Source organism: Pseudomonas sp. (genome assembly GCF_032058845.1).
Classification (GTDB): domain Bacteria; phylum Pseudomonadota; class Gammaproteobacteria; order Pseudomonadales; family Pseudomonadaceae; genus Aquipseudomonas.
The window spans coordinates 1-5,314 of record NZ_DAMCCR010000171.1; the positions used below are offsets into that span (position 1 = coordinate 1).

At 65.4% G+C, this 5,314-nt stretch carries 5 protein-coding genes; all 5 read right to left on the bottom strand.

Translation table 11 applies throughout. The features are described 5' to 3' along the window. Positions 1-98: 98 nt before the first annotated feature. The 5 genes from RT028_RS19845 to RT028_RS19865 are packed head-to-tail and all read right to left on the bottom strand — an operon-like array spanning position 99 to position 5,219. The gene (locus RT028_RS19845; protein WP_312937134.1) at positions 99-1,577 is read right to left on the bottom strand and encodes a 4-hydroxyphenylacetate 3-hydroxylase N-terminal domain-containing protein; all 1,479 of its coding nucleotides are present in this window, start codon (positions 1,575-1,577) and stop codon (positions 99-101) included. After that, positions 1,574-2,824: a hypothetical protein gene (locus RT028_RS19850; RefSeq protein ID WP_312937136.1), complete on the bottom strand. Its 1,251-nt coding sequence runs from the start codon at positions 2,822-2,824 to the stop codon at positions 1,574-1,576. The genes RT028_RS19845 and RT028_RS19850 overlap by 4 nt, the downstream gene beginning before the upstream one ends. Positions 2,825-2,849: 25 nt before the next feature. Further along, complete coding sequence (locus RT028_RS19855; protein WP_312937138.1) at positions 2,850-4,247, bottom strand: tryptophanase; 1,398 nt, start codon at positions 4,245-4,247, stop codon at positions 2,850-2,852. A 49-nt stretch (positions 4,248-4,296) separates the two neighbouring features. Next, a complete protein-coding gene (locus tag RT028_RS19860; RefSeq protein ID WP_312937140.1) occupies positions 4,297-4,986 on the bottom strand; it encodes a DUF6875 domain-containing protein in 690 nt (229 codons plus the stop codon). 44 nt (positions 4,987-5,030) lie between these two features. Continuing rightward, a complete protein-coding gene (locus RT028_RS19865) occupies positions 5,031-5,219 on the bottom strand; it encodes a hypothetical protein (RefSeq protein WP_312937142.1) in 189 nt (62 codons plus the stop codon). Between the last annotated feature and the right edge of the window lie 95 nt (positions 5,220-5,314).

A 5,314-nucleotide genomic window follows, 5' to 3' on the forward strand; every position in this document is an offset into this window, starting at 1 on the left:
CGTTGCCGGCCATCGCGGCTGAAGCCGCTCCCACATGGATCGCGTCAGACCCGCCATCGCGACGATACGCTGGCGCCGAACCGTTCACGGCTCCTGGCTTAGCAAAGCCCGGCCGTGTCCACCAATGCCGAACACGCCAAGGCCTTTGCCCCCGCCCAGTCATACTCGCTGTGCACCCGCGACAACGCCACGAAATGCGGCCCCGAGTAGAACATCTCGTACTGCAAATGCCGCGAACCGAACTCCGAGCCCATCGCATCCCAGGCCAGCTTCATCAACTGCACCCGCTCCAGCGGCGTTGCCATGGACGAATACTGGGTCTGCTCGACCAGCGCGCGGGCTTCGGGGTGGTACAGGTCATCGACGCTCGATGGCAGCATGATCACGCCGCCGCCGGCCAGCTTGCGCAGCGCTTCGATGAACTTGGGGTACACCGACTGCGCCACGGCCTGGCACATGTACAGGTGTTTCTTGTCGGGGATGACGTAGCCGTTCTGGGTCACCGGGCAGTGGATGAGGCTCTTGAACAGCCCTTCGATCATCAGCGTGTTGCAGGCCATTTCGCCGAGGATCTCGCGCACCGCCGGGAAGTCGCTGACGCCGGTGATCTCGGTCATGCGCTGGGCCAGGCCGGTGAGAAAGTGCAGCTTGGTGGTCAGCCGCGCCAGGCTCTGGGTGTCCATCAGCACTTCGGCGGCGGTGCTGTGGAACTGACGCCGACACATGCCCGTGTCGCCGTAGACGAACAGGCGTTCCCAGGGCACCAGCACGTTGTCGAAGTGGATCAGCGCGTCGTTTTCGTCGAAGCGGCTGCTCAATGGATGATCGAAAGCATTCTTGCCCTCGGCGTACGAGGCGCGCGACAGAATCCGGATGCCAGGGGTGTTCAGCGGCAGGGCGAAAGACAGTGCGTAGCGCTCATCAACCCCGGGCTTGAGCGGGTTCTGCACGCCCACCAGTACTTCATCGGCCAGCACGGCGGCAGTGCCGAGCATTTTTGCGCCTCTGACGATCACCCCAGCGTCGGTTTCCTTCACCACGCCGAGGGTGTGGTAGAGGTTGTCGGTGTGCTCGCCCGGGCTGCGCGAGCGGTCGCCCTGCGGGTTGACGATGGTGTAGGTGAGGTACAGGTCGCGCTCGCTGGCGAACTGAATGTAGTTTTTCAGGGCCAGTGCGCGGTCAGGTGAATGGGCCTGGAACACCTCGATGTGGGTCAGCATGCCGGTCAGGGCGGCCGACACATGGTCAGGGCTGCGGCCCAGCCAGCCGAGGCTTTGCCGCGCCCAGGCCAGGGAAGCATGGGCGCGGGCCAGCAGTTGCTCGTGGCGTTGCGGCAACTCCCAGGCCTTGCTGACCCGGCGCTCGGCGTCGAGGGCGAAGGTCATCTCGTCGAGGTGGCTGGCCTGGTAGTCGTACAGGCCGGCGACCGAGGCCACGGCGCCGGAAAACGCCGGATGCTGGCTGTGGCGGGTCACACATTGGCCATTGATCAACACCGTGCGCCCATCGTCGATGGCGTCGAGGTACTGCGCGCCGGTACGCGACAGCCCCTGGGGGGCCGCTGGAGGGAGGGTCATAGTTCGAGAAACTCCAGAGGCAGGCCCAGTTCGGCGCGGCCGACGTAGGTTGAAAACGACTCCCACTGCGCGCCGACATGCCCGCGGTACATCGACACGTCGCTGAAGTAGCGCAGCATCCGCGTGTCGCAGCGCGCCTGTGACGTGCCAGAGGTGCGGAACAGCAGCTCGACCGCTTCGCAGGCTTGCCGGCCGGCCTGTTGCAAAGTGCCCCAGGCGCGTACGTTGTCGGCCACGCTGAGCGGCTGGCCGTCCTGCTGCCAGCGCAGGGCCAGGCGCTGGTGCTGCTCACAGGTGTAGAGCAGGGTGGCTTCGGCGGCGTCGGTCATGGCCAGGGCCTGGCCAAAGGCGCGCTGGTACTGGGGGTCTTCGCCACGCAGGTGGGTGGGGTCGAGCGGGTGCGGCTGGGCCTTGAGCAGGCACTGGTATTCGTCCAGCGCCGCCCGCGCCGCGCCGATCACCGGGGCCAGCAGGTTGGCGTGGTAGGGCAGCATCAGGTAGCCCAGGTACAGCGGGTTGCCGTGCAGGCGGGTGCCGACGGTGCCGTGGCTGACATCCTGATTGGCGAAGAAACCAGCGAACGGCACCACTGCCTGCTCCGGCACGAACACGTCATCCAGGCGAATGCTGTTCGAGCCGCTGGCGCGCATGCCGAGGATCTCGCTGCCGCCCCAGTCGTTGAGGATGGTGAAATCGGCACGTGGCACCAGGCAGGCCAGGCTGCGGGCCGCGGGTGTACCCGCATCCTGCATGACCGTGACGATGGCGTGCGTGGAATAGGTGACCCCGGTGCAGTAGGCGAATACGCCGCTGATGCGGTAGCCGCCTTCAACGGCCAGGCAGCTGCCACCGGGGAAGGCACGGTGCGGTGCGATGAACTGCCCGTCGCCGGCGAATACCTCGTCCTGTACGGCCTGCGGCCAGTGGGAGGCGACGGTCAAGGCATGTCCGCCGGCCAGGGTCAGGCTCCAACCGAGGGCCGGGTGGCCGCGGGAAATCTCGATCATCACCCGGTAGAAGTCGCCCAGGCTCAGCTCGTGACCGCCATAGCGCTTGGGTTGCAGCAGCCGGTAGAACCCGTGCTCACGAAACCATTGGTGCATGGCGGGGCTGTAGGTGCCCTGCGAATCGCTCACTTCCTGTTCGGCCCGTAGCTTGTGGCGTATTTCCCGTGCGAGCTCGAGATACTCATCGACTGTACGGTCGGCCTCGTGCGCCGCCGTGGCAGGGGTATTGGGGTGGCCCATGGAAATGATCCTGAGGTAAGGGTGGTCAGATTTCTTTGAAACGTGCCGTGAACTGGCGCAGTACCGGTGGCTCGTAGGTGAAGTCGAGCGGGCGCAGGCTGGCAGCGCGTGCGATCACCTCCACCAGCGAGTCAGCCACGTAGTCCATGTGGTTGTCGGTGTAGGTGCGGCGTGGAATGGTCAGGCGCATCAGCTCGAACAACGCCGGTTCCTGCTCGCGGGTCTGCGGGTGGCGGCCCATCATCAGCGAGCCGATTTCCGTGGCCCGCACGCCGCTTTCCAGGTACAGCGCATTGACCAGCATCTGCGCGGGGAAATGATACCCCGGCACATCCGGGCGAATCTTGCCGGCATCGACGAACACCGCATGGCCGCCTACGGGCGTCTGAATCGGCACGCCGGCGGCCTGCAAGCGATCAGCCAGGTAGGTCACCTGGCCGATCCGGCTGGCCAGGTGGTGCACGTCGCAGGCTTCTTCCAGGCCCACGGCCATGGCTTCCAGATCACGTCCGGCCAGGCCGCCGTAGGTGATGAACCCTTCCATCGGCACGCAGCGCAGTTGCGCGGCACGCAGCAGGTCGTCTTCTTCACGGAAACAGCACAGACCACCGATGTTGACCATGGCGTCTTTCTTGGCCGACATGGTGAAGATGTCGGCGTGCTGGAACATTTCCCAGACGATCTCAGGGATCGAACGCTCGCGGTACAGCGGGTCGCGTTGCTGGATGAACCAGGCGTTCTCGGAGAAACGCGCGGCATCGATCACCACCGGGATGCCGTGCTGGCGCGCCAGGGAGGCGGCGTCGCGCAGGTTGTCCATTGCTACCGGCTGGCCGCCGACACTGTTGCAGGTGATGGTGATGACCACCGCCGCCACCTGGTGCGCACCGAGCATCTCGATGTCGTTGGCCAGCGCGGCCAGGTCGAAGTTGCCTTTCCAGTCGTCATGGCGCGCGGTGTCCAGCGCGGCCGGGCAGATCCGGTTCCTGACCATCGCCCCGGCTATCTCTACGTGCGCCTTGGTGGTGTCGAAATGGTGGTTGGAGATGAACACCGGTGCCGTGGCGCCACGCGCCTTGGCGCGCTCGACCAGGCAGGGGAAGAGAATCTGCTCGGCGCCACGGCCCTGGTGCACCGGGATGGTGTGCGGGTAGCCGAACAGGCGCTCGACGGTGTCGCTGAGCTTGAAGAAGCTGCGACTGCCGGCGTAGGACTCATCGGCGCTGAGCATGGCGCTCCACTGGCGATCGCTCATGGCACCGGTGCCGCTGTCGGTCAGCAGGTCGATGAAGACATCGTCGGCGCGCAGCAGAAACGGGTTGAGGCCGGCCTTGTTCAGCGCCTCCTGGCGGTACTGCGCGGTGGTGGTTCTGAGTGGCTCGACCATCTTGATGCGGAACGGTTCTGGCATACGAACGGGCATTTCTAGGGCCTCCGGGGCACTCAGACAAAAGGGGGCGGGAACGGGTGTTTCAACTGCCGACGATGCGCCGCAGCACCTCCCATTGCTCATTGCTCAGGCTCAAGCGGTCTTCCTGGTGCAGCACCGAGTTGATGCCGATGCGTGCCCGCGCGCCGTGGGTGCGCAGGTAGGCGTCGACGAACTGCGGCTGGTCGGACAGAAAGGCGATGTCCAGCTCGACCATCTCGCGCACCACCAGCAGCGGCACCGGCGAGCGCAAGGGGTTGAAGTGGTCGCTGCGCAGGCCAGGTTTCGGGCAGTGTGAATAGAACTCGCCAAGCATCAGGCCGGCCGCGAGGAACTGCGGCTTGAGCAGGCTGTGGTAGTGATTGACCTGCGCGGGGTCATCGAGGCCGTGCAGCACGCAGACAATGGTCTTGAACTGGCTGGCGGTGCCGCTCTGCGGCGCGCGTTGCTTGAAGGTCGCGATCAGGCTCAGCAGGTCGGCGGCGATGGCGTCGTCGTCACGCCCGGCCAGGCGCACGTCCGTGAGCCAGAAGGTTTCGCGCTTCATGGCCGGCGGCGACCACGGGCACACCGCGCCGCTGCGGCCCAGTTCCGGGTGAGGGTTGCACAGGTACGACACGCACCACCGGGCGATGTCCAGCATCTGTTCGGAGCAGCCAGCGCCCGCACCTTCCAGGGCGCGAGCGATGGGCACCAGCGTGAGCGGCGCAGCAGGGGTGTGGTCCCGTTCCATCATGACGTCCTCGACAACGGTGACTGATCGAGCCGAGCGCGTGCTCAACGTGGAGCACGCGGCGCGGCGGGCGTTGGGCAGGGTGCTGCGGGCGCGCGCAAGGCCCAGCGGCTGACCACGGCGGCGGCCAGGGTCAGCGCCGCCAGGCCGTCGGTGAGGGTGGCGAAGGCGTTGCGCTTGAAGTTGGTGAACCTGTCATTGATAATATCGGTGATGTGCGTGTCCGCATTCAAGGCAAAACTGAAGATACTGATTCTACGCCTCCGAACTTATCTAAGGAAATTCCGAACAAACCTGAATCTGATGGTAATGACGGATCCGATGATGA

What these genes read in the sequence shown, in the direction of transcription:
- RT028_RS19855 (WP_312937138.1), bottom strand. Translation starts at nt 4,247, where the DNA reads ATGCCCGTTCGTATGCCAGAACCGTTCCGCATCAAGATGGTCGAGCCA.
- RT028_RS19860 (WP_312937140.1), bottom strand. Translation starts at nt 4,986, where the DNA reads ATGGAACGGGACCACACCCCTGCTGCGCCGCTCACGCTGGTGCCCATC.
- RT028_RS19845 (WP_312937134.1), bottom strand. Translation starts at nt 1,577, where the DNA reads ATGACCCTCCCTCCAGCGGCCCCCCAGGGGCTGTCGCGTACCGGCGCG.
- RT028_RS19850 (WP_312937136.1), bottom strand. Translation starts at nt 2,824, where the DNA reads ATGGGCCACCCCAATACCCCTGCCACGGCGGCGCACGAGGCCGACCGT.